Origin of the sequence: Paenibacillus sp. FSL k6-2145, assembly GCF_037976585.1 — a bacterium.
Taxonomy (GTDB): domain Bacteria; phylum Bacillota; class Bacilli; order Paenibacillales; family Paenibacillaceae; genus Paenibacillus.
Genome location: NZ_CP150267.1, coordinates 69,935 through 94,641 on the forward strand (window position 1 = coordinate 69,935; position 24,707 = coordinate 94,641).

The following is a 24,707-nucleotide window of genomic DNA, read 5'->3' on the forward strand; positions in this document are numbered from 1 at the left end:
CCATCAGACCAGCTCGTCGTAGAGCTCTTTCATTTCTGCAAGTGCTGCAGGGACACGCTCACTGAACCAGGCAACATCTTGCATATCAAGCAGGATATTCGGATACATCCGCGAGAGCGTAGATACCAGAATACCGTGCTCAGCAAGCTTGCTATTTAGCAAAATATCAAAAGACATCAATTCAAACGTATAATCAGCCGTATCCGTAAGCGGCTCCGTGCAGCAGTGATAAGAAGCACAGCCGGACGGCCCCTGAACAATTAAAGGCAGACCCACCTTCACTGCTTCCTGGCAGAGTATGTCATGCATCATCTCAGCGTGGCGGTTCATGCTGTGCATCGCCTGTCCTCCATTGCGTCCCAACATTTCCAGCGTAGCTTTTACAGCAGCTGTACCTAATGGATAGCCATTAAACGTACCCGCATGAATTACTTTTTTGTCTACAAGCAACTTCATGATATCTGCTCGGCCAACCAGGGCTGACACCGGAACTCCGCCACCGGCGATTGCCTTCCCAAGTGTAGTCAGATCGGGTGTTACACCGAATAACTGTTGGGCACCACCGAGTCCCATACGGAATCCTGTTATAATCTCATCAAAAATGAGCACGACCTGGTACTGGTCACATAACTGTCTGACTTTTTGCAGATAACCCGGAGCAGGCATGACTCCGCCTCCATTTACACAAACCGGCTCCATGATTACTGCTGCAATGTCGTCTCCATGCTGGCGAAATAGTTCCTCCAGACGGGCTGCGTCATTCCATGGCAGGAGGTAGGATTGAGATTCCATGGCATCCCTTGCCCTCCCCTTTGTTCCTTTCATGTCACCAGGATAGTCTGAGGGTACAGGCATACCTGTACGTGCAGTCTTGCCACCCATAATATTGTCCGCATTGCCATGATAATGGCCTTCAAAACGTACAAAGCGATTTTTACCTGTCCACGCCCGGGCAAGACGAAGTGCATTCTGGACAATCTCCGTTCCTGATAACCCAAAACGAATCATCTCTGCTGAAGGTACATATTGATGGATCAGTTCCAGAGCCTCTGCATCCAGATCGCAATGACTTACGGAAAGAACACGGTCAATGGTATCCTTCAGACACTCGTTATACTCCTCGTTGCCGTGGCCAACAATGAGGGCACCAAAGCGGGCATATAGATCCAAATACTCGTTGCCGTTCATGTCCGTCACTCTGCTTCGGGATGCATGCTTGAAATGGAGCGGCGTCTCTTCCCAAGGAAGGTGAAAATTATAGTGCACACCTCCAGGCAGCCATTGTTTCACCCGCTGATTGTACTGCATCATCTCCGTGATCATCCCGTATCCCCTCCCCCACTTGTCTGGTTTACTGCTTCATATCGCTCCAGTAACCTGGATCGATCTTGCGGGTCATCCAGCGAATAGGCTGCAGGCAAGGTCTTATTCTCAGCCAGCATATTTCTTACGCTCTGGCCTGGACCGATATCGATCCATACCGTTGCTCCCAGATTTTGAACGCGTGCCAATGCCTGATTCCAGCGAATGGGTTGCAAAAGCTGGCTGCTCAGCAGCTTAGGAATGTCCTCGGCTCCGCGAATGAACTCACCATGTACTGTAGAGCATATGGGAAACACCGGTGCAGAGAAGGAAATCCCTGCAAGCATCTCTTCAAGCTCAGGCTGAATGAACTGCATCAACTCGCTATGATAAGGTGCATCTGCCTTCATTGGCATCATGCGAAAAGGAATGAATTCCCCACCGTAGCCATCCACCTTATCATCCAGCAATTGAAGACCCTTCGCAGTACCTGCGACGACAAACTGTCCCGGTGAATTATAACCGGAGATCGTCACATACTCGTTCTGACGAATATTCTCGACTAATTCTTCAAGCGTTTCTTGGGTTACATCAACAACAATACCCGCTCTTCCTTTTTGCTCCTGAATGGAGCGATGCATCAACGCACCACGCTGAGCTGTAAAACGGATTCCATCAGCAAATCGCAATGCACCCGCCGCTACTAAAGCCGAAATTTCCCCCAAACTGTGACCTACTGCATAATCTGGAGTCATTCCAGTCCGCCGAACAAATGAGTCAAATAGAACGTAGCTTGCCGTCAGTACAGCAGGCTGAGCATATTCAGAGACCGTCAATTGATCCAGGGTCCCTTCCATAACCAGTGCTTTCAAATCAAATCCGATCACCTCGCTCGCTTCCGCAAAGATCTGATTCGCCTCCGGCTCACTGTCCAACAACTCGCTGCACATTCCGATATACTGGCTTCCCTGGCCGGGAAATAGCGCACAGAACGTCATACGCTACCGCCACGCTTGTAATAGGCTTTTAATCCGTAATGCGAGATCATCTCCTGCTGCATCTGAGAAGAACCTTCAATAATCTCCAGAATTTTGGCTTCCTTATACAACCTGGCAACAGGATATTGGTTACTAATTCCGTTCGCACCATGAACCTGTAGCGCATCGCTTGCAACTTCAACAGCAACTTTGGACGTAAAATATTTGGCGATTGTTGTCTCCATGGCGGCCTGCGGGTCCTTGGCTTCTCTCAGCTCGGCTGCACGTAAACATAATGCTCGTGCTGCATGGACTTTTGTCACCGCATCTCCAATCATGCCGCGAATCAGCTGAAAATGACTCAGCTTCTGATCAAATTGCTTCCGCTTCCTTGAGTAAGTCACCATGGCATCCAGTGCTTCCTGCGCAATCGCCAGCCCTGCCCAGGCTATGCTATATCTGCCCTGGTCCAGCGCCCCGGTTACGATGTACTCAAAACCTTCATTCAGACGTCCAATCATGTGATTCTTTGGTACACGCACCTCATGGAGATCAATCTCAGCTATACCTGTCTCGCCCGCAACCATGACACCTTCAATAGGTTTGGTCTGTACCCCCTCAAACTGGCGTTCGACCCAAAAAGCAGTGCTTCGTCCCTGATTCGAGGCAATAATGATAAATACATCTGCCAAATGTCCAAACGTGATCCACTTCTTTTTTCCATTCAAAACATAACAGTCCGATTCTTCTCTCCACTCGGTCTTTACACTTTTTGCATCCGAACCAACTTCCGGTTCAGTCAGGCCAAAGGCAGCAATCCATTCTCCCTTCACCAACTTGGGCAGCCAGGACGATTTTTGCTCAGGCGTTCCGAAACGTACCAAAGTTTCACTTACAAGTGAAGTATGTACCGTTAACAAGCTGCGAACGGCTGGAAGAGCCTTGCCAAATACTTCAGTCAACAGCCCGTACGCCTTGGGACCGAGACCCATTCCGCCATATTCAGCCGGGATCGAGGCAGCCAAGTAACCTTTTTCAGCCATGGCACGGATCAATGTTCTGGGAATGGCTTGCTGCTCTTGAATCTGTTGAGCATAAGGACGAATTTCACGGGCAGCAAACAATTCAGCTTCATGAATGATCTCTTGCTCTACATCCACTTCAATCATTCGGCAACCCCCTCTTGAAGAAGAGATTCATTGAGATAGGCGGCGAACTCGGCAATTGTTTTGTATTCAAACAACGCGACCGGACTGATGTCAACTTGAAGATGCTTACGCGCACGGTTAATGATCTTGAGCGCCTGCACAGATGAGACACCAATTTTCAGAAAATTCATCTCTTCATCGATGTCCTCTGGCTCCTGATTCAACGCTGCAGCAATCTCGCTTTTGATAAAAAGCTCAATTTCTTCTTTTGTCATATCATGACCTCCGTTCCCTGATTCACATCTATCCAATGTACATATGGCTCGAATGGGTGTGCTGGCAGATGTACAATCTGGCCAGAGCCATTCGGATGTAACTGTTCCCAATCCAGCGCAGCACCACGTACATAAAGCTGTCCCAGCAATAAAGCAAGCTGATCCTCCATGGTAAGTGTCGGCTCGGCAGACAGGCGGATGAAGCTCTCCTTGCCACTGTATGCAAGCTGCTGCACTGTCTGATCTGCAGCAATCATAATTACAATGTCGGCGTTTGCCATCTTGCCAGGTGTGTCTTGCAGACTCTCTAACGTCACTCTGTTGTTCACTGGAATGGATTGGCTTGCATGAGCGTTGTGATGTTCCTCGCCATCCAGATGTAAACGGGATACAAGCTCCTCTCCTGAAGCTATTCCTCGAATCTCTTGAATGGAAGGGACCAGACGTACAAGTGTCTCAAGCAAGGTCACCCAGTAGTTCAAGGTAGATACCGTATCTTCATTAGAAACGTCTGGCCTGATTACTTGGCGTGCTTCCGCTTCATCTTCTCCGCGAATCTCATGCCCCCCAACCACAATATTGACACGAGCAGCTCGGTTTCTAGGCTTGAAGCCAAATTCCATCTCTTCGATGTTCCACTCTCCGGTGGAGCTGACAGCTACTGCTGCACGATACCGATAATGTTTTCTATATCTGTTCCGGGTAAAACAAAGATCCTCTAGTGCCAGGTCCGCATGTTTCTTCACATATTGCTCCGTGTTATCAATCAGCTTTTTTAAAGCCTCCTCTGATTTCGCAGAGAACGTTAACAATTGGCCTCGTGCCGGGGCATCTGCACGGACAGGGGCTTTCCATTCTTCCAGCACAATGTGGGCATTCGTACCTCCCAGGCCAAACGAACTGATGCCTGCCTTCCGTGTTTTTCCTTCAGGTACATCCCATGATCTACGCTCGCTAACGATATGGAACGGCGATTGGTCCAGTCGGAGGGCCGGATTCGGATTATCCATATGCAGACTTGGTGCCAGTTCCCCATGCTGCATACTGAGCAGAACCTTGGCAAGACTGGCTCCACTGGAGGCTGCAAATAAATGACCAATATTGGTTTTGACTGAACCTAATCCAATTGAATTGTCGCTTGTATATCCCTTTTCTCGGAACAGTCGGAGCAAGGCATTCACCTCAATTGGATCTCCAATCCTTGTCCCCGATCCATGTGCTTCAATATAAGAAATCTCGCTCGGGTTTAGGTTGGCATCGCGATAAGCGGCACGGAGTACCTCATATTGCCCCTGAGGGTTGGGTGCCATAATGCCCAGGGAATATCCGTCGTTATTCACCGCTGTCCCGCGAATCACACCATAAATATGCTTATTGTTGCGAACTGCCTCTGTTAGCGGCTCCAGATATACAACAACAGCACCTTCCCCCAGGACTGAACCATCTGCTTCCCGGTCAAATACCTTCGTATGTTGAGTGGAAGAACAGATTCCAGCATTGCGTGATAGTTGATGAACATGCGGTGTAGCCAAAATGTTCGCTCCACCTACAACTGCCCCAGAGATACGCTTGTCCTGAATGCCCGCCACAGCTTGTGTCAGTGCTACCAGAAAGGAAGAACATGCCGTATCTATGGACAGTGCCGGTCCTGTGAAATTGTACATGTGTGAAATGGAGGCTGCTGCAATATTGGACATATTGCCTACCATAGCGTGAGAATGAACAGCCTTTCCAAAACTCCGGTTCATATAATCAACAACCAGATCGAAGTATGTGCTAGGGTTAATCCCTACATACACACCCACATCACGCTTATCCTCATGGTCCACGAGCATACCCGCATCCTCCAGCGCCTCATGAGCAACTTCCAGCAGCTTGCGATGCTGCGGATCCATAAATGCAGCTTGTTCAGACGGGATTTCAAAGAACTCATGATCAAACGTATCCGGTTGCTTCAGTTCCCCAATCCAGTCATCCCAATCGGGTTGCTTGGAACGTGTTGCACGCTCTAGGCTAACCCGGTCAACACTATCTAACCCGTTAACCAAATTGCTCCAGAACTGCTCTTGGGTGTCGGCATCAGGCAGACGCAGAGACAGTCCGGTAATAGCAATAGCACGATGTACATTCAGGTGATTATCTGTGGTTTCAGCTTGTTCAAAGTCCTTCGTTTCTGCTGGAAGTTCCTGCAGATATTCCACCATCTCACGTACTGTACTGCAAAAAACAAGTAGTTCTTGTCCTAATTCACGTCCCATATGTGCAGACAGCTTGTCAAGTAATTGATAGGAGAGAATGGAATTGCCTCCAAGTGCGAGAAAAGAAGTATCCATCTCAATCTTTCCTGCGGTCAATTGAAGAATTTCGGCCCAGGCTTTACGTACGGTATACTCCAAAGACGATGCGGAAACCGTCTCGTGTCCTTGCTGTTGTGTGTTTTCGCGAATCAGTTCTTCAATGGCCTCGATGTCCTTGGTAAATGCTCCACGCTCATATTCGTTTCTCAGCATGAACCGCTGGACCTTGCCACTCGTCGTTTTGGGAATAACCTTGATTGGGAGAACATGGGTGATCTCAATACCCAATCCAGCCCTCATACGTTGGATCAGATCCTGTCGCACATCCAGAAACTGTGGAGTGCCCGATTTGTATTTAACAAATACAAGCAGCTCCTCTACTTGTTTGAGGCTGTTAAAGTGCCCGACTACCGTCAGATTCCCTCTCGGAATGCTGCTATTCTGGTACAAAATTTCTTCAAGATCATGCGCATAATGGTTCTGTCCCCGAATAAACACAATGTCCTTGATTCGTCCGCTTACAACCAGGGAGCCGTCAGCCATATAACCCAAGTCTCCAGTGCGAAGCCACCCATCCACATACATTTCACGATTGATCTCAGGGAGACTGTAATATCCGGAAGTTACCGATTCCCCACGGATCTGGATTTCGCCAACAACCCGCTCATCCAGCACTTCACCCTGTTCATCCGCAATCCGGATCTGAATCCCTGTCATGGGATATCCTTCATGGACAAATTCAATCACATCCGAAGTATGGCTATCACTGCTAGGCAGCTGGACTGGCACAGCCAGTCCTTCCTGCACCAGCCGTGAACGCGAAATACGTTCAATTCGTGGCTCTTCTCCCAGTCTGGAGGTACATACACCTACTGTCGCTTCTGCCATGCCATACGCAGGAAACATCATATTGGGACGATAGCCACAAGAGCTGAATTTTTTGACAAATCGCTCGATAACAGACGTTGATATAGGCTCTGCACCATTCAAGGTCATACGCAGTGAAGACAGATCAAGCGTTGAGAGCTTGGAATCCGGGATCTTCTGAACCATCCATTCGAAACCGAAATTGGTACAGCAAAACCATTTTCCCTGATGCTCCGTAATCTTGCGCAAGAACAGATAAGGGGACCGTACGAAAGTATAAGGTGACATCACCATGATGTTGGCTCCACTCAGGACGGGTGTCAGATGCTGTCCAAATATCCCCATATCATGCGTATGCGGCAACCAGGTAAACACATTATCTCCTTCTTCAGCTCCAAGAAAAGTCTTGCATGCAATACTGTTGGCGATAATATTGTGATTTGTTAACTGCACGCCTTTGGGAATTCCCGTGCTTCCTGATGAGAATTGCAGAAACACAATGTCATCAGGAGAGGTTGGGCATAGATCAGCCATCTGTTGGCCTGCCTGAAGCTGGTTCACGCTAATCAACATAAGACCTTTGAATACCGGACTTTCCGCAAGCTGCTTATACTTGGGCATGTAGGCTTCCTCGACGATCACTACCGGACGCCCGAGTACCTCCCACACTTTCGTGAATTTCTCCAGACCGGCTGAGCCTGGTTCCCAGGCAGCCGGAGGACTAACCGGGGCGACAATAATGCCCCCCAGCATACAAGCCCAAAAGGTACGGTAAAATTCCTGTGACTGGTCAATTTCCAAAATAACGACCTGTCCTTGTTGAATGCCTTGCTCCTGAAGAGACTGCAGGTACTTGCGCGCCTGCATCAGTAATTCAGGATAGGATTCAAACTGTTCGTCACCTGAAGAGCTGATATAGGTCATTCCCTTTTCTGGATGAGTATCTGCAATGTAGATTAGCATCTCAGCCACTGTTGAATAATGTTCTGGCACAATCAGCTCGGGTCCTCGCTGTATGGATTTACTGGACATGTTGCACCTCCATTGCCTCATTGTGAACTACCACTTTCACATCGCTACCAAGCTTGTCATCAATCAGCTGTTTCATACGTTTGATGTCCAGACCAGTCTGACAGGCCAGATGTACGTACAGACACTCTTCGTCGTAGCGAATGACCCATTCGAATTGGGCAAGTGCCGAATTCGAATCTTGGTCATCCGACGACTGAGACGACATTGGGATCGCTTCGCTGCTGGAGATGAAGCCTTGATAATTAAACAGAATCATCTGACGCGGCTCCTGTTCTACTTGCCTGTAGGCAGTTCCCAATTGTTCCTGTATGCCATCATATTGTGCCGAGAGGGAAGAATCATGTGTAAGTGCCATAAAGTTAATGCTGTGTTGCTTCGTAAATTCCAGACGTTTCAACAGATCTTCCTGTGTGAATTCACTGTCTACCAGCACTGGAATGAGATCTAGGAATTCTCCCACATAATCATAGTAGGATTCTTCGCCATACTCCCTTCCGTAATGCACCAGGGCTATTGGCAATTGGCTTATGTTCAGATAAGCCGCAATGATGTTGGCAAAAGTTTCAAAGCATGTCCACCAAACATCTGCAGGCTCCTTCCCTGCAAGGGACAACTCGACAGTCATCGCTGAAGGCAGCAATGTTTCTGTTTCCTTCAACTTGTTCATGACGATGGTGTTACATCTATTCCATGCCTGAAGTGAAAATTGTTTCTTCATTTCATCTTCAGATACCCCTATGGGGCCTTGTGACAGAAAACTTACATAATCCTCATAATTTCGTACTTGGTACAGAAGATCACTCTCTGTCCCTACACCTTGCGGTCTATATAATGCCTTCGACTCAAGTTGCTGCTTGATGATCTGGGCACTCATACCATCAAACGCAAGGTGATCAAAACTCCAAATCAGCTTATGCTCTGTGGCTCCTGTACGCAAAATACACAGACGCCATGGTAGTTCCTTCAACGTATACGTTTTGTGTAACAGAGACTGAACCAGTTTGTACTCCAACTGCTCAATCGTATCCGAAGCATAATGACGAATATCAAGATATGGGATAAGCTGTTGCAGCATGTCCGCCGCTAATGACATATCACATGGATGCCAATACAATTGTTCTTCCTCATATATCATGCTGTGCAGCAACTGATGCCGGGATATAACCCCAAGAATCAGGCTTTTTACAGCTTGTTCATTCAATTCGCCTTCCAGCGTTGTTGTAAATCCGCTTGCTCGTGAAGTCGTAGAAGCATGTGCTTGTTGAATTGGAGATAGTGGGAATCGACCCATAGGGGTCATGCCCGCCATAAAAGATGAAACCTGATTGCAGCTGTTTAAAACGTGCAGGACCAGGCTGTCCAGTTGTTTCTCATGAAGTGTTATGTCCTGTGGTATGACTATCGGGGACTGAATATGCAGGCTATCTTCGGACCAAACTGACGCCGGAGGATTAATGTCTACCAATTTGGCAAGTCCTCTAACTGTCGGATATTGGAATAATTCGTTCACATTGATGGCAATTCCTTCTTTTGACAAAATTTGAGTGAATGCAATTGCTTTGAGCGAATGCCCCCCATTTTGAAAGAAGTGATCTTCCACACCAATGCCCGGATTACCCAGAATCTGTCGCATGGCGGCAAGAATGACACGCTCCGTTTTTGTCCGAGGTGAATTCACTTCCAGAGACCTCTGCTGCTCTTCAACCAAATTCTCGAACAATGCTCTTCGGTCCACTTTGCCATTGGCATTAATCGGAAGATGATCCAGTCGAATAATTCGTGCAGGCACCATGTACTCTGGCAGTTGCTGGTGAAGTTCTCTTCGAATATACTCAGCATCTGCTCCAGTATCGGTTGTATAAAAAGCGGCAATGTATAGGCTTCCTGATGATTCTGTAGCTGTCATGACAAAGGCATCACGAACTCCCGAAAGACGCTCCATGCAATTGCCTATCTCTGATAACTCAATGCGAAAACCTCTAATTTTGACCTGGAAATCCGAACGTTCAATAAAAATCAGACTGCCGTCAATCAGACGTTTGACGATGTCACCTGTCCGATACATTCGTTCTCCCGTGCGGAAGGGATCATCAAGAAAGTGTTTTCGGGTAAGATCCTCACGGTTAAGATATCCAATACCTACCGCATCCCCACTGATATACAGTTCACCTGGAACGTTGGGTGGTACAGGCTTCAGCTCATCATCCAGAACATACAAGGCTGTGTTAGACAGGGGGTAACCTATGGGCAGTGAGCCAGTATAAGGCTCTGTTTGCATTAATAAGTGGTAGGAGGCAAAAAAGGTTGCTTCCGTTGGCCCATATCCATTTAACAGCCTGCCCGGCCCTACACATGCAAGCGCTTTGTTGGCATGACTCACCGATGCAGCTTCACCACCAAACATCACTCTACGCACACTCTTCAAGCAATCAGCATCCCAATCCACCAGCAAATTAAACAAGGATGTCGGAATATAAAATACTGAAATCCGTTGCTGTCGGATGACATCCGCCAAACGAGCCATATCCAAAATGGTCTCTTTTGAGATTAATACAAGAGTAGCGCCATTTATTAATGAAGCAAAAATATCAAAAATGGAACCGTCAAACGCATAGTTAGAAATTTGCAGGATACGATCCTCTGGCACAACGGTGACAAAATTGCTATTTTTCATGACTTTGGTCACATTGCGATGACTCATCACAGTCCCTTTTGGGGTTCCTGTTGACCCTGATGTATAAATGATATAAGCCGGGTCAAGAGCAGTCTTGTTCATATGTTCAACGGGCTCCTGCATGTCTCCTGAATCAAATGCTGCCAGTTCATCTGCCGGCACGATACAAGGTACTACAGATTGCCATGTGGAGACATATGCCGTTTCAGTCAATAACACAGCCGCATCGCAATCTTGCAAAACAAATTCAATTCTCGATGGCGGCGAAGCCGGGTCGATCGGAACATAACTGCAACCCACTTGGAGTGTAGCAAGAATACTGATCATCTGGATCGGTCCACGGTCCAGAATGAGAGCAATACTGGAGCCTGATTTTATCCCTTGTCCAAGCAACCTGCACGCCAGCCACTGAACACGTTCATACAGATCCGCATAGCTCCATTCACCGTCTTCCCAGACCAATGCTGTCTTCTGTGCATGCACATGAACTTGTTCCTCGAATAATTGGGAAATGGTCGCATCTCGCGGATACTGGGCTGCATTATCGTTGACTCCGTACAGCAGCCATTCCTCTTCCTCCGGTGTAGTGAGCTTAATCTGACCAATTCGTTCATTATCCCCTGTTGTGATCTGAGACAGGATATACCGGAATTTATCCAGCATCAGTTCCATGGACTCCGCTTTAAACAAATCCGAGCGATAGTCAAGTTCAACCGTGTAACATTGCTTATGCTCGACCAGTGTCCAAGTCAGATCAAATTTGGCATCCACCTTACCTTCGACCCATGGTTCAAGCATCAGTTCCCCGGCTTCAGGATCATCGGTTCCCATATTAATGTAATTTAACACCACATCAAATAGGGGGTTGCGGCTTAAATCACCGAACAGACCAAGTTGTTGCACAAGTGCTTCATAAGGATAATGCTGATGCTCATAACAAGATAACAGCTTGCCACGCATCTCATTCAAATACGCCTCTGTGGACCATTCTCTGTCCATGCTGGTGCGAATGGCGAGCATGTTCACGAACATACCCATAACGTTATTAAGTTCTGGCTTCTCACGCCCCGCAACCGCTGTACCAACGACCAAGTCTCCCTGACCCGTATACTTCCAGATTAATAGATTCAAAGTTGCCATGAACAACATGTAGGGTGTAAGCCCTTGTTGAGTACAGAAGTCATTGACCTGTGTGCTTAACGACTCACCAAGTTCAATGGAACGTCTGTCTCCGCTGTAGGATGACGCGCCATGCCTTGGGAAGTCTGTAAGCAATTCAACCGGTGCAGGCATGTCCTCGAATTCCCGTATCCAAAACTTGGCGTCTTCAACAGATTGTCCATGTGACGCAGCTTCATCTCGCCATTCCGCATAATCCTTATACTGAATGTCAAGAGATTGCAATGTTTCTCCTCTGTACATGCGTGCAAAATCCTGCATCAGGATCGCAATGGAACTCTGATCCGAAATGATATGATGCATGTCTATGAATAAGATGTGTTCCTCTTGAGAAAGGCGAATGAGCTTAACACGAACCAATGGTGCGCTGGTCAGATCAAAAGGCTTGATCCATTCCATGACCTGCTCTAACCCTGCCGTTTCCAATTCCAGCAACTCCACCACGCTTGGAACCTGATCCTCGACAACCTGGAAAAGCTCACCGTCAATCATTTCAAATCTGGTACGGAATGCTTCATGTCTCTCTACCAGTGCATCCATTATTAATGTGAATTGGGTAGGGTCAAGTTTTCCTCTTACCCTATAGGAACTGGCGAGATTGTACGCCGTACTCTCACCTTTCATCCACTCATGCACCACATACATTCTTCGCTGTGCAGAAGTGGTCTTGTATTTCTCTTTCTTAGGTACAGGCAAGATTGGGTTCACTGAATCAGAGTCACTTGTAGCCTGATGTTCAGCAATCCATTGGACCATGTGTTCAAACACAGAATGATCAAAAACCTCTTCCAGCCCCAAATTCAGTCCAAACATTTCTTTAATCCTCGACGCCAAGGAAACCGCTTTTAATGAATGACCCCCAAGCTCAAAGAAATCATCTTCAAGGCCGACTTCTCCATTACCAAGCAACTCCTGCCACAATTGCGACAATACATGCCTTATCTCATCATCAGTCCGTTGAACCCTGACTTTCCCAAATGGAGATTGGTCTAATGCTGCGATAGAACCCGCTGCAAGCTGATACAACGCAACATCATGTTGATGAACAATGGGATCAAAGGAATACGTCGGCAGGGAAATTTTTTGCCTACCCCCCGTTCCGTTTAACTCTTCCCAATCCAACTCCATGCCAGAGCACCAGCAAAAAGCAAGTACTTTCATTAAATACACGTCTGCCTCAAGCAAGCTCTGACGATCTCCAGTAAGAGCAATGATGTTTGACTCTGAAAATGAATCCGGGACAATTGGTTCTGTATCCTGCAGCTGATTCGAAACGATCCACAACGTATGCCCATCAGATTCAGAAAGCGTTTTGCGATTTAGCAGCGTAAACAGGAAATTTGGAGATAACAGTGGTGCAATACTCGACGCATGGTCTGTTACAGTTGCATCTGTCATCCTTCCAGTCAAAGCATCTGACAATGCTCCTTCTTCTAGTGACCAATGCTCCATATTGTATAAAAGCCCTACGGCATGTACTGGATCAAGTGCATCACTAATAACCAACCCCACCAGTTCGCCAACGCCTTGTCCACAGACAGCATCTGGCTTGACACCAAGCTGCATCACGGTTTTATAAAGAGCATATTGCACAACAAAGCACTGCATGCGCTCAAGCCTTGAATCGGTTAACGATCGCCCTATGCCTTGGCGAATGGCATACTGTTCCTTGGACTCAAAGAGGTTCAGTATCTCTTCAAAGTGCTGTTTGAATATCTCTGAGACCTGGCTCCGATACACAGAAGCATATAGTTCCCGAATCTTGCGCGCTTCCCAATTTGCATTTCCGCTGAGGTAAAACATGACCTTAGGCTTCCCATTTATCACACTTGCCTGTGTCTCAAACTCCACAGACTGCTCGCTTGGCGGAATATAACCGTCTACAACGATTAGCGCTTTACGATGAATGAATCTGCTTCTTCCCTTCTGTAGCGTCCACGCAGCATTGGGCAACTGCTCCGGCAATGCATGGATCGCCTGTAGAACCGAATCGTACGTGCGTTCCAGCGCAGATTCACTCTTGGCCGAGAAGGGCAGCAGAAGCAAAGATTCATAATTGACTTGGCTCTCTTGGACGGGCGGCTGCTCCAGAATGACGTGAGCATTGGTCCCCCCGATCCCAAACGAACTGACACCTGCTCGCAAGATACGCTTCGCGTCTTCTAGTGGCTGTGGCTCCCTGTTGATATAGAAGGGACTATGCTCCAGCTCCAACATCGGATTTGCCCGATTCATGTGAATCTGTGGCGGAACCACCCTGTGATAAAGCGTCAGTACGGTTTTAATAAAACCGGCGACACCTGCTGCCGCATCAAGATGCCCAATATTGGCTTTCACAGAACCTAGAGCACAATAATTTCTACGATCTGTTCCCCATGACTGCCTGAGCGCTTCAATTTCAATCGGGTCCCCCAATTTGGTTCCTGTTCCATGCGCCTCCAGATAGGAGATCTCTTTAGGAGACACTCCCGAACGATGGAGGGCTGATTGAATAACCTTGACCTGCCCGGCCACACTCGGTGCCGTATATCCAATTTTGTCCATGCCATCATTATTAATCGCTGAACCTTTAATGACTGCATAGATATGATCTCCATCTCTCTGCGCGTCGCGGAGTGACTTGAGCACAACCATTCCGCATCCATTACCAGACACAGTACCAGATGCCTGCTCATCAAACGGTCTGCAATGACCATCCTTTGAATAAATCATGCCTTCATGCCAGTGATAACCTTCTTTGAGCGGATAGGAGATAGAGACACCTCCCGCAAGTGCCACATCACACTCTCCCCGGATCAGCGATTCAGCAGCTTGGTGGATGGCGACCAAAGAAGTCGAACATGCGGTCTGTACGGCCATACTTGGCCCTCTCAGATTTAATTTGTGAGATACTCGGGTTGTAATATAGTCCTTTTCATTCAAAGTCATGGCTTCAAAAGCCTGTAGCAAATTACCGGAACGACCTAGAAATTGCACCATCCATGGCAAGCTCAGTCCACTTCCGGCAAACAATCCTATAGCTCCCTCAAAACTGTAAGGATCACACCCGGCATGCTCAAGCGCCTCCCATGAGCACTGATGCAGCAGCCGTATTTGCGGATCCATCATGTTGGATTCCTGATGCGGATATTCGAAAAATCCGGAGTCAAAATACTCAGTGTCTTGCAGTACACCTTTGGCCCGTACATAATCGGGATGTTTGAAGTCTTCCGGTCGTACACCCGCAGCGGTTAGATCCTCCTCATTCAGACGGGTGATACCATCCTTACCTGCCATTAGGTTATCCCAGAACTCCTCAATATTTCTTGAACCGGGAAAATGCCCTGCCATGCCAATGACTGCGATATCCGTCGAAGAAGAAATTCTGCTACTGTGTTCTGAAGCAAACGGGATACTCTGTTCCGGTCTGCTCTGCTCCACTTTGCTGTTTTCAACTGTGCTCCTCACATACTCTTTGGGAGCTGCTGTCGGGCCCGGGTTCGTAACAGGATATCCAACCGAAGCGATATTCCCGCTCTCCTCTTGTACCTGTTGTGTAACTGTCGGCAGCATCTGCTCCGCCACCAGATGATTGACCAGTGATGCAATGGAGGAATGCTCAAACAATTGCACCAGCGGAACGCTTTTATCCAGATAGGCATTCAGCCGATTATTAATCAGAATAAGCCCCAGCGAGTTGCCTCCGATGTCAAAAAAGTGATCATGGATATTAACCGTATCCAGATTCAATATTTCCTTCCACGCTGCAATAAGCATCTGCTCCAGATCAACTTTTGCCTGCTCCATTCCTTGAATCGATGAGCCATAAACCAGAGCCGGATTAGCCTTCTCTCCCGTTTTAAAATCAGCCAGACGAAGGGCATTGCGATTCAGTTTGCCATTAGGCAGCACAGGCAGATTTTCCAGACGAATCAAGCGAGAAGGCATCATGTACTGTGGAAGCCGCTGCTTTAACCAGGTCCGAAGCTGTACGTCTTCATCTTCCATAACGGAAGGCTCAATCCCAGGCTTCAGACTGTAGAAAAGGATTAATTGCAATGAATGTTGCTCGGCCCCTTCTACCTTAACGACAGCTTCTCTTACACGTTCATAATTCATCGCTGCCTGCTCAATCTCGTTCAGTTCAATCCGGTAGCCACGAATCTTCACCTGCTGATCCAACCGTCCCATTAACTCAACATCCCCATCCGGCAGTATACGGGCCAGATCGCCAGTTCGGTATAAACGGCCTCCCAAAACATTGGGGTTTGCAATGAATCGGGCATCGGTCTCGGCTGCATTGTGCAGATAACCGCGGGATATTCCTTTTCCTGCAATGCACAGCTCTCCATAACTTCCAGGTGGCAGTATTTCACCTTCATCATTCAGAATATAAATCTCTGTATTGGTAATGGGCTTGCCAATGGTAATCGCGGCTGTGTCATTCAATTCTTTGGTCGTTGACCAGATCGTAGTTTCCGTTGGTCCATACATGTTAAAGACTCGAGCAGGCGTAAGCCGCTTCAGATCGGTGAGGAGTCCCACAGGGACATTTTCCCCTCCGGTAAGAACACACCGCAGATTGCCCAGCGCCTGAGCAAATTCCGGATTTTCGACAAATGCCTTAATGCGTGAGACCGTGCTAAGAATGTGCGTAATACCATATTCACGTATTCGACGTGAAGCAAGAGCCGGGTCAAGCTGCTCCTGCTCATTGGCCAGATACAGCGAATATCCGGTGCATAATGGTGTCCACACTTCAAATCCGAAAATATCAAAAGATATGGTCGTTACACTGATGATGCGATCTGTCTCATGTGCAAAAATATGTCGGTGCCTGATGTCCTCAACAAAATTGACCATCGCCTCATGAGTAATCATGACCCCTTTGGGACGCCCCGTTGATCCTGAGGTAAAAATCACACAGGACAGGTCCGAAGACAGGAAGCTTATGTCCGGGTTAACGGATGAGCGCACATCCTGGGCAGTTGGATCATACACAAATCTCTCTCCGCTAAAAGTCACTGTGCCTTCTTCATCAGGCGTACACAGCAATACGTTCATTCGGCTATCTTCGATCATATTCACGATGCGCTGCGGCGGAAAAGCAGGGTCCAGAGGCACATAAGCCGCCCCAGCTTTCAGCACCGCCAATAGCATAATGATCAACGATTCATCTCGTCTGGATAATATGCCTACAGGTTCATCCCGGCGCACACCTTGATCAATCAGCTTCCAAGCCAGCGTATTAGCTTTTTCATTAAGCTCCCTGTAGGTAAAAGAGGCTCCGGATGATACAAGGAGAGCTTTCTTGTCTGGTGTGTGTTCTGCCTGCAGCTCAAACAGCCGATGCAGCCCCCCCGCAGAATTGTAATCCAGACGTGGACCAGCAAGACGATGGACTGGGTGCTCATGAGAACGTTCGTTTCTCTCAAACAGTTCGCTCAGAGACAGATTAGGCTGTTGTACAACCTCTTGGCAGAGTCCGATAAACTCCTGCATCATACCTTCCACTGTGTCCCGGTGGAACAGATCCAGCGAGTATTCGATATATCCTTCAATCACCTGCTTCTCCCTGTTTTCTTGACAAGTCATTAACAGATCATAAGTAGACGTACCTGTCTCCACCGGAAAAGAACTGAATTGCAAACCATGAAGTTCAAGTCCATGCAAATCCATGTTCTGATAATCAAAACAAACATCAAATACCGGATTTCGGTTCAACTCACGTGTCACGCCCAGTTGTGCCACAAGCTCATTAAACGGATACTCCTGATACGCAAAAGCATCCAGAGTATGTTGTTTAAGTTCGCGTAAAAAATCAGTGTACGTACGATCAAACGTTGGAAAATTCCGCATCGCAATCATATTGACAAACATGCCTACCGTCTTTTTCCACTCCTCTTGCATCCTTCCTGCAACAGGCGTTCCTACCACAATGTCCTGCTGACCTGAGCGGCGTGCGAGAAGAAGATTCCACACACTTAGCATTACCATATACATGGATGCTTCCGATGAGGAAGCCAGCTCGTGCAAGTTTTGTGTTACCGAACGATTCAACGTGAAATGGAGACGTCCCCCTTGCATGGATCGCTGTGATGGACGTTCATGGTCAAGTGGGAGCTCCAGCACAGGTAAAGAAGGGCCAAGATGGTCCAACCAGTATGTTTGATGTAAATTGTATTCATTTGAAGCGAGACGCTGCTGCTGCCATACCGCGTAATCTTTATACTGCAATCGGACTGCATGCTCTTTGCCAAAATATAAATCATTGAAGTCACGAGTGATGATTTCGACAGATGTACCATCTGCGATAATATGGTGAATATCAAAGAATAGCAGGTGCCTGCGCTCGCCTATCTTAATCAGTTCAACCCGCATAAGCGGAGCACTCCCCAGATCAAAAGGACGAATCAATGTCTCGATCATCGCAGGCAACTCTTGGTCATCTGCCACATGCTGCTCTGCATAGCCCATAATTAAGCGAACCGAAGGTTGGATGATCTGAACGATCTGACCGCCCCGTATCTCAAACGATGTTCTGAGCGCCTCATGATGCTGTATCAACTTCTGCAAAGCAGCCTCAACTCTTATACGGTCCAATTCACCTTCAATAATGGTTGCAGATGGTAGGTTGTAAGCCGTATTGCCTGGATCAAGCATCGCTTGTGTGAACATACGCATCTGTGCAGAAGAGATTGGATACGCATCCATAGTGGGTGCAGATTGAATGGTCTGTTGGTCCACTTTTGGTTTCGCCATGACATAGAGATGCTCCGCCAGTTGAATAGGCGTTGAATGATTGAAAATATCTGCTACCTCAGGCTGAATTCCAAAATGAGACCGGATCCATGCAGACAAGCTGACTGCTTTGAGAGAATCTCCTCCAACCGCAAAGAAATTAACCTCTTCATCTAGATCATCGATGCCAAAAATCGTTCGATATGCGTCCAGGACAATCTGTTTCAGTTGGTCGGAATCACCTGTATAAACTGTCCCTTTTACTAGAGTAGAGCCACTTCCCTTACCCTGCTCTGCATGCCCCGTATCATCCCCGGTACCCATTCCTTCCGCTGCTGATGACCCAGAAAGAGAAACACTGACAGGATAGGATTGTTTGTTGAAAACATAAGTAGGCAGAGAGCATTTGCGTCGTACCGTCTGCCCTTTGAGCACCTTCCAGTCCGGTTCAATGCCTTCGCACCATAACTCCGCAAGTCTGCGGTTCACATAGATACTATCCTGCTCCGTTTCCCTTACGTGACGCAGCATATTCAGTACCGCCTGGGAATCTCTTGATTGACTGTGCTGTCTGGCAAAGGAACTTAGCGTTCGTCCTGCACCTACTTCAATTAATACAGCCCGCTCATCCTTCAACACTTCAGCCAGGTTTGATTCAAACAACACCGGCTGTAAAATATGACGGGACCAATAGTCAGGTTGTGTGATTTCATCTCCAAGCGCCCATGTTCCACTGGTGTTGGACAGTAATGGGATCTGTGGCGTATGAAGTGAATGCTCTGCTAGATAACGTCTAAATTCCTCGGCAGCCTGATTCATCATTGGCGTATGGAATGCATGGGAGGTCTTCACACGAATGCATTTCCAGCCCAGTCCTTCAGCCTTGGCTTCCATCCGTGAAATGGCTTCAGCTGTCCCACCAATTACACTGGAACCTGTAGTATTCACCAGGGCAAGCCACATGTCTTCCTCCAGTTGTGACTTCACCTGCTGTGCATCCGCCATAACGGCAAGCATGACCCCGGGTTGTTGTTGCTGCATCAGACGTCCGCGAAGTCGAACTAACTTGACAGCATCTCCGAGTTCGAACACACCCGCTACCGCTGCGGCAGCCAATTCACCAATGCTATGCCCGATCATGCCATCTGGCTTGATGCCCAGATCCAGCAGCGATTTGGCCAGCGCATAACTTGTCATGAACAGTGCGAATTGGCTGTACTCTGTCTGGTTTATTCGCTCAGGCTGCTGATCTCCGTATACAACGGACAGCATTTCTTCTCGTTCTTCCGCAGGCAGAAGGTCCAATATTTCCTGAATATAACTTCTAAAGATTGGAGCTAGTCCTGCTTGCTCTGTAGATCTGTATAGTTCTGCACCCATTCCCTGATACTGACTGCCTTGTCCGGGGAACATAAAGTATACGGGACGGTTGCCTTGAGCTGAATGGTATACGCGTGCTTTCCCCAGCTGCTGTATCAGCTTGTCCGGATTATCCTTCCATGTCTTATCCAGAATGAGTGCCTTACGATACGCAAAAACAGATCTACCTGACTGCAAGGTCCACGCTGCGTTCGATACAGATTGCTCCGGGTGCTGAGTCAGATGTTCCATAATCCGTTCAGCGGTGCGGTTCAGCGAGTACTCTGTTTTGGCGGAAAAAAGCAATATATTTACGTCATCATCCGGACTGCACTTCTCCATCTCGGGAGCCTCCTCCAATACCATGTGAGCATTCGTGCCCCCCACACCAAATGAATTGATTCCTGCGCGCATGACTCCAACATGGCCCTGTTTCCAGTCCACACCTTGTGCATTAACTTTAAAAGGCGTATTCAAAAAATCAATTTTGGGATTAGGCTGCTCATAATTCGCTGTTCCAGGGATATAACCTTGTCCAAGACTGAGCGCTACCTTGATTAAACCAACCACACCTGCGGCTGTATCCATATGTCCCACATTGCCCTTTACCGAACCCAGATAACAAAATTGCTTTTGGTCGGAAGCAAAGGCCCGAGTTAACGAGTTTACTTCAATTGGATCACCAAGCAACGTTCCCGTACCATGTGCTTCGATATAACTCACCGTTTCCGGGTCTACTCCGGCTACCTTATAAGCATCCTGAATGACTTCAGCCTGTCCGCTTACGCTAGGAGCAAGAAAACTGAGTTTCTCTTGTCCGTCATTGTTAATTGCTGAGCCTTTGATGACCCCGTAGATATGATCTCCGTCCCGCAGAGCATCGGTTACCCGCTTCAGCACCACAATTCCCATACCATTGGAGAAGACGGTTCCACTGGCTGCCGCGTCAAATGGACGACAGTGTCCATCTGTGGAGAACATCATGCCATCCTCAAATATGTAACCCCCTTCATTGGGCAACTCCACGGTAATCCCACCAGCCACGGCCACATCACATTCTCCAACGATCAAAGATTGACATGCCAGATGAGGTGTAACCAGTGAAGTAGAACATCCCGTCAGAGCGGTATAGGCCGGCCCTTTTAAGTTAAGCTTATAAGCCATTCGGGTAGCGAGAAAATGATTGGTACTGAGGGTAAATGCTTCGTATTTACTGCTATAGTTAGCATCGTTAAAAAGCACTTGACGGTACCATTCGAAGTCATCGGACCCGCCAAGGAACACACCCACCTTACCCGCTTCATTCGGTCTGCAGCCTGCATCCTCCAGCGCTTCCCATATTCCCTGATACAAAAGTCTGAATTGGGGAGACATCATTTTGGCTTCACCGGGAGTATAGTCAAAGAACCCTGCGTCAAACTCATCGATGCCGTTGGCACGTCCTTTTGCCTTGACATAACGAGGTGAACGCAGCAGAGCTTCCTCCACACCAAGCTCCCTCAATTCATCATCACTATAAAAGTGAATGCTTTCCCGTCGTTCAACAAGGTTACTCCAGAACTCCCTTATATCCTCAGCGCCCGGCACATTCACCGCCATGCCCACAATTGCAATGTCCTCACGCATAATACCGTCTTTTCGTTGAAACAATTGTTCCCTTTCAGTTGGTATCCGAACTCCCTCATCTTTTGGTCCCAGCGCGGCAAATTGACGCAATGTCGGGCATTCGAAAAAACGAGGAACAGGGAACTCCACATCGGTATAATGTTTTAGTTTATTGTGAGCCTGAATGACAGAAAATGAATTTCCGCCCAATTCAAAGAAATGGTCATCGCGCCCTACTCTCTCAACACCGAGCACTTCGGCCCACACTTCGGCTATAACCTTCTCAAGCTCAGAAGACGGGGCGGTATAGAACGTACTGGAAGCGTGAGCATGCGTGATATCTGCCATGAGTGCCTTCCGGTCAATCTTCCCACTGCTATTCAATGGAAATTCGGATTTATGTACAAAAACGGATGGTATCATATATGCCGGTAACAAACGAGACAGGTGCTCTCTCAATTCGACAGAAGGCAGCTCCTGCTCTGACAGATAGTAGGCATACAGCAAGCCGGACCTACCTTCAAATGATTTCATGACTACCACGGTCTGGATGACACCCGGATAGGATGACAGGGTATTCTCAATTTCGCCTGTCTCCAGTCTGGCTCCCTGAATTTTAACCTGGAAATCAATGCGTCCCAGATATTCGATCGTACCGCTTGGGAGTGAACGTACCAGATCCCCTGTGCGGTACATGTACCTGAAATGTTCTGCGTCCTGTCCTTCTTGAAAGAAAGGATTAGGGATAAACTTCTCTCGGGTCATCTGTTCCAGATTCAGATATCCACGTGCAAGCCCAACACCGCTAAGACAAAGCTCCCCTGGAATACCTAACGGCTGAAGCTCATCATGATGTCCGACGACATACCATCTGGACTCATTGAGCGGGTAGCCAATCGGTACATTGCCCAAGCCTTCATAATGGCTTAACGGATAATGAGAAACCCATATGGTGCATTCGGTTGGACCATATACATTTTCCAGACTTGCTCTAATGCCTAACCTGTTAAATTTCTCAATGATGTCTGGCGTGACTGCCTCTCCGCCAACAAACATCCATTTTAGCGTTTCCAATGCTGACAGATCGGAGCGAAGCTCCATCGTTTCCAGAAAAAGACGGAATAACGTTGGAACAAAGTTAATGTGCGTCACCTTATGTGATGCCACCGTAGACACAATACGAGCAGGGTCTTTTTCTGCTCCAGGCTCAAGAATACTTAGTGCGCCTTCACCCATGAACCAGCCGAAAAGTTCCGTGGCGGACACATCAAAGGTATATGCTGTTTTCAGCAAGTAAACATCCTGCGCCTGCATTGGAAAACGACGCTCCAGATCAAGCAGTGTATTGACTACGCTATGATTTTCAACCATGACTCCTTTTGGCTTGCCTGTTGATCCGGATGTGTACATGATATAGGCAAGGCTATGCGGATTCAGCGCCTCTTCAAGATTTGAGGCATCCCCCGTATAGGCCTGATCTCCCTCAACGTAGATGTACTGGACATCCAGAGTCTTGTCATCTTTTTCGGGCTGCATAGCCAGCACTATGGATATGTCTGCATCCGATATAATATAGTCCTTTCTGGACAAAGGATAGGAAGGGTCTACAGGCACAAAAGCACATCCGGCTTTTAATACAGCCAATAGGGCAATGACCATATCCGAGGAACGTGGCATCTGCACGCCAACTGCCGCGTTATCACTTTTTTTACTCGCAACAATCTGCCTAGCCAATTGATTCGCTTTTGCGTTGACCTGCGCATAGGTCTGATGATGCTTCCCTTCCATTAGAGCTACCCGCTCCGGGAAACGTGCTACTTTATCGTGAAATATATCCATTATATGTTGTGGAGTGTAGGGAAAATAAGAAGTTTGATTGAATCGGTACAGTAAGTTTTCTTTCTCATCCTGCATCAGGAGGCTGAACTCACTGATTTTTTGATCAGAATTGGTTACTAGTTGATTCAGCAAGTATAAAAATCGTTGGCCCATTCGCTCCATTGAATCTTCACGGAACAAGCTCGGTTTATATTGCAGCTTCAACTGAGCCCCTTGCGGTAGACGACTCAACACCACCATTAGATCTCCTGGAAACGTAACCTTATCCTGATCCAGAATACGAGTTCCGAGGATATCTTCCTCATAGGAATCATAAACAAAGGAGATATCAAACAACGATGGTGATCCGGGTTGAGCCTGTAACATGCTGTCTCTGACAATGAGGTTATTGGGATATCCGATGTTTCTATACGTATCCATCCAGGTTGTGGCTACTTGTTGCAGCAGAGGTTTTAGAGTTGATTCGAGGTCAATATGGAATCGCATAGGCAACATATGGACAAAACATCCAATCGTTTCTTCCAAGTCCATACCGGGACGATGAGAATATGGGGAGGCAAAGGTGATATCGTCTGTACCGACATATTTGCTCATAAGAATGCCAAAGGCACCCATAAAGAACATAAAAACGGTTACTTCATTATCTTTGGACATCTGTGTAATATCAGCCATTAACGATTCCGAAATATCAAATCGCAGTTCATGACCAATTCCTTCTTGTAAAGAACCTGCTGGAAAGTCGTGCTTTAGAGAAAGAGGTTCCGCTCCCTTCATTTTGTTTAACCAGTATTCCCGCTCTTTGAAGTACTTGTTTTCGTGCAGTTTCTTGTTCTCTGCCTCAACATAAGAGATGAATCCTTCATCCAGCTTGACATCCACAGGCTGATCTTCAAAAAGACACGTATATGACTGAATAAGTTTGTTTTTCATCAGTTCAAGCGACATGCCATCACATATTAAATGATGAATACATAAGGTCAGAATATATCGGCTTTTATCCATCTGAACAATCATTATACGGAACAGAGGACCTTTCTCTAGATCAAAAGGTGTCCCGATGCATTCATCCACCAATGCTTCTAACTGTTGTTCCTTGGGATTCTCCTGATTCTCGCTACTTAGGTCCCAGAAGGTAAGTGAATAATCCATATCTTCATGAACGGATAACACGGGTACATCATTTTGAATCTCAATTCGAGTACGCAGCACCACTTGCTCATACATAAGCAATTCGATGGCCCGGCGAAATATCTCCATTTGAAGATGATCAAATTGCATTGAAGCTGAGATGTTATACGAAGTGGGATCATTCACCTGACAATCAAAATAGATTCCCTTTTGTGTTTCGGAAAGTTCAACGGTTTTTTGTACCATCACGACCACACCTCATCGTTTAATTGAGATTCAAGCTGTGTAAGGCAAAAAATCAATTA

The 24,707-nt window shown here is 47.4% G+C and carries 6 protein-coding genes; all 6 read right to left on the reverse strand.

The genetic code is table 11. The features are described 5' to 3' along the window. Window positions 1–3 precede the first annotated feature (3 nt). From NZ043_RS00340 to NZ043_RS00365, 6 genes are read right to left on the reverse strand one after another with little or no spacing between them, the layout of a single operon-like run. A complete protein-coding gene (locus NZ043_RS00340) occupies window positions 4–1,323 on the reverse strand; it encodes an aminotransferase class III-fold pyridoxal phosphate-dependent enzyme (protein ID WP_133385587.1) in 1,320 nt (439 codons plus the stop codon). Beyond that, the gene (locus tag NZ043_RS00345; protein ID WP_133385588.1) at window positions 1,320–2,300 is read right to left on the reverse strand and encodes an ACP S-malonyltransferase; all 981 of its coding nucleotides are present in this window, start codon (window positions 2,298–2,300) and stop codon (window positions 1,320–1,322) included. Before NZ043_RS00345 ends, NZ043_RS00340 begins: the two co-directional genes overlap by 4 nt. Beyond that, complete coding sequence (locus NZ043_RS00350) at window positions 2,297–3,448, reverse strand: acyl-CoA dehydrogenase family protein (RefSeq protein WP_091028294.1); 1,152 nt, start codon at window positions 3,446–3,448, stop codon at window positions 2,297–2,299. The genes NZ043_RS00345 and NZ043_RS00350 overlap by 4 nt, the downstream gene beginning before the upstream one ends. Continuing rightward, window positions 3,445–3,702 (reverse strand): acyl carrier protein, encoded by a 258-nt coding sequence (locus tag NZ043_RS00355; RefSeq protein WP_017687150.1) that lies wholly within the window; start codon window positions 3,700–3,702, stop codon window positions 3,445–3,447. Before NZ043_RS00355 ends, NZ043_RS00350 begins: the two co-directional genes overlap by 4 nt. Beyond that, window positions 3,699–7,898, reverse strand: a complete 4,200-nt coding sequence (locus NZ043_RS00360) for a beta-ketoacyl synthase N-terminal-like domain-containing protein (protein ID WP_165980231.1) — start codon at window positions 7,896–7,898, stop codon at window positions 3,699–3,701. Before NZ043_RS00360 ends, NZ043_RS00355 begins: the two co-directional genes overlap by 4 nt. Beyond that, window positions 7,888–24,648 carry an amino acid adenylation domain-containing protein gene (locus NZ043_RS00365; RefSeq protein ID WP_339312598.1) on the reverse strand — a complete coding sequence of 5,587 codons (16,761 nt, stop codon included), beginning with the start codon at window positions 24,646–24,648 and terminating at the stop codon, window positions 7,888–7,890. The genes NZ043_RS00360 and NZ043_RS00365 overlap by 11 nt, the downstream gene beginning before the upstream one ends. Window positions 24,649–24,707: the final 59 nt, after the last annotated feature.